The organism is Treponema sp. UBA753 (genome assembly GCF_002297325.1).
Taxonomy (GTDB): Bacteria; Spirochaetota; Spirochaetia; order Treponematales; family Treponemataceae; genus Treponema_D.
Genome location: NZ_DBKJ01000018.1, coordinates 1 through 3,563 on the forward strand (window position 1 = coordinate 1; position 3,563 = coordinate 3,563).

General features: G+C 39.9%; 1 protein-coding gene. It reads left to right on the plus strand.

The genetic code is table 11. The annotated features are described in order from the left end of the window. The first annotated feature begins 522 nt into the window (after positions 1 to 522). Positions 523 to 3,510, plus strand: a complete 2,988-nt coding sequence (locus B4C08_RS01065) for a DUF3427 domain-containing protein (protein WP_296662204.1) — start codon at positions 523 to 525, stop codon at positions 3,508 to 3,510. Positions 3,511 to 3,563: the final 53 nt, after the last annotated feature.

Sequence of the window (3,563 nt, forward strand, 5' to 3'; positions counted from 1 at the left end):
ACATTTGAACTTTCCATAAAATGCCCCCATAAAAAGTCAATGAGGAAATATCAATTTCCGATTCGACTTTTTAAGTTGTTTCACAACGAAGTGAGAAACAACAGTTGATAATGAAGTTTGCAACGCAAACTTGTAAAGATAAAAACAGACGCCAGTTTCGGCTGTTTTTATCTTATTCCCTTCTTTAGACTATTATTCTTAACTATAATATAGCGTTTTTTTTAGATTTTCAATTACATTTTTCTAGGGGAATATTAAAGGAGTAATCACATTTTTCTAGGGGAAAGTGAAAGTTTATTCCTCAATAAGTTTGTGTTCTGTAAGTTTTCCTTCTTTTGCGTGCTGAATTGAAAGTTCAAGCCGTTTCTGATTCTCCTCGCTGTAAAATGGGTATTCGGAAGAAAATTTTGTCTATTCTATTTATCAAGTTTTTTTCATGCCCAAAGCAGTCCTGACCTGCTCCAAAAAACGAACCTTTTTCGGGACGCTTTTTCATTACAAAATAAGGATACTGGAAACATTATGGAAGAATCTATCCTTATCACAAACGGACCTGTCCGCAGTTTTTACAACGAGCTTATTGAAAATCTTAACAGCTGCTCCCAGTTCAAAATAAGCGTGGCGTTCATCACTTACGGAGGATTGCAGGTTCTGCTTGAAACGCTGGAGGGTCTTGAAAAACAAAATATCCGCGGCGAGATTCTTACAACAACCTACAAGGAAATGACCAGTCCGCAAGTTCTTGAGCGGCTTTCCAAATTCAAAAATATCCATCTTAAAATTTATGTTCCGCCGACACAAAACGACGGGTTTCATGCAAAAGGCTATCTGTTCCACAAAAGCAGCACTGAATCAGAAAAATGGACTGTCATAATCGGCTCTTCAAACATAACAGGACGCGCGCTAAAGACGAATGTTGAATGGAACGTTCTTCAAAACGAAAACTGCGGCGAGCGACAAGAACCTGGAATTTTTACCAAATCTGTTCTTGACGAATTTGAAACTCTCTGGAAAAGCCCATGGGCAAAAGAATATTCCGATGAATTTTTGATTTCTTACCGCGACTATCTTTCAAAAGTAAAGCGCCAGCAAAAACAGGAATCAAAACTTTTATTTTCATACAACAGTTTTACAGATGAAAATTCTCCGTCCATAATCCAGCCGAACAAAATGCAGGCTGAAGCGATTGTAAAACTTGACAGGCTTAGAAAAACAGGAGCAAAAAAAGCGCTTGCAATCGCCGCAACTGGAAGCGGAAAAACCTACATGTCAGTCTTTGACGCGCTGCAGGTAAAACCCAAGCATCTGCTTTTTATTGTTCACCGCGAGGACATTCTGAAAAAGGCGAAGGAATCTTTTGACACAATCTGCTCCGCAACAGAAGAAAATTATTCCTCAGGATTTTTCACAGGAAACCAGAAAGATAAAAACTGCAAGTACCTTTTTGCAACCCGCGATACTTTAAGCCGGCATTACAATGAATTTAACAAAGATGCTTTTGACTATATCGTTTTGGACGAAGCTCATCATGCGTCAAGCGAAAGCTACAAAAGTATCCTTGCGCATTTTACTCCGAATTTTCTGCTCGGACTTACGGCAACTCCAGAACGAAGCGACAATGGCGACATATATTCAATTTTTGACAACAATGTCGCTGTGGAAATCCGGTTGCGGGACGCACTTTCTAATGATTTAGTCTGCCCTTTTCACTATTTTGGGCTTACAGATGCGGAAGGAATCGACTATTCAAAAATCAAGGCTGAACCAGGAACAAGCGAATATATAGAAGAAATTGCAAATATGCTAATGGTGAACCGGCGCGTTGATTACATCATAGAGAAAATAAATTTCTACGGGCATGACGGTGAAAAACAGAAGGCGCTTGGATTCTGCGCGACTGTAAAACACGCAAAATATATGGCGGAAGAATTCAACAAGAGACTTTCCAAAAACAACGGTCAGATTGCCGTCGCACTTTCAGGAGATGACAGCGTTGAAGTCCGTGAAAAATACGCACGTCTTTTAGAAGATGACAACTCTCCTCTTCAATACATTTTTTCAGTCGATATTTTCAATGAAGGAATCGACATTCCGTCCGTAAACACAGTTCTGCTTCTGCGCCCGACCGAATCTTCAATAATTTTTATCCAGCAGCTCGGAAGAGGCTTGCGCAAACTGGACGGCAAGGAATTTGTAACGGTCCTTGATTTTATCGGGAACTACAAAAAATCTTTTCTGATGGCGATTGCCATGAACGGAAAACAGGACTACGACCGCGACTCCTTGAAGCTTGAAGTTGCAAATGATTTTGCAGACCTGCCGAACGGAACTTACATCCACATGGACAAAATCACAAAGGAACAGATTCTGCGCCAGCTTGAAAACGAAAAATTCATGTCGTTAAAATATATGAAGGAATCTTACCTTTCGTTCAAGCATGTATGCGGTGGAAAAGTTCCGTTTCTTGTTGATTATCTAAAGCATGACGGAAGCATTGATCCTGTGCGGTTCACGGTTTTCAGTCCGAACTACAAGACATATTTTGATTTTGCCGCGTACATTGAAAAAGAAAGCCACCCTGAATTTTCTTTAATGAACGAAGACGAATCTTTCAGGCAGATTATGCAGCTTCTAAGCTTTTATTCGCCTGCAAGACGCGCAGAAGAATGGATTATCGCGGAAACGGTTTTTAATTCCAAAAACAACTTTGCTTCTGTTGATGAAATTGCAGAAAAGGCAAAAAAATATCTTTCTTTTGTGAATAAAACTTCTGTAGTTCACGCCTGCCAGACGCTTAGCGGAGCATATTTTGACTCAAGCGAAAAAACACGCTACGAAAAGGCGATTTTTAATTTTGATGGAGATTCAGTTTCGTTCAACAAAAACACGGTTAACTCACTTGAAAACTCAAGATTTTCCGCACAAAAGAAGCTTTGGCTGGAAGACTTGATTCAATACAACCTTTTGCGCTATCAAAATGAATTCGGATCAGATGATTATTCTGAAAGCGGAACTTTGCCCTTTTTAAGGCTCTACCAAAAATACACGATGCGCGACGCGGCTCTTTTATGCAACTACACAAAAATTCATTCTTCATTCCGCGGACAAGGACTTATAACTTCTGCAAAGCCGGACTATTTTCTGTTTGTGAATTTGCACAAGGACGCAGACATAAAGGATTCCATAAATTATGCTGACAAATTCATAACGCCGGAACATTTTCAGTGGCAGTCGCCAAACAGCACAACGCAAAATTCTGAAGTCGGACAGAACCTAATCCGCAATATAGAAAGGAAAATCCGCCTTCATCTTTTTGTGCGCAAATTTGAAAAAGTAGAAAACATAACTCAGCCGTTCATTTATCTTGGGCAGGTCTCAACTTTTCCGGACAGTGCGGAAGGCAACAAGCCAATCACAATGAGATTCGCACTTCAAAACCGCGTTCCAGATGAGCTTTTCAACGATTTTATAACACGCACTGACAAAATGGGAAAAAACAGTAATAATTGACTTTATAAAAACTAGCGAGGCATAAAAATGAAACAAATCCACGTTTCCGCGGC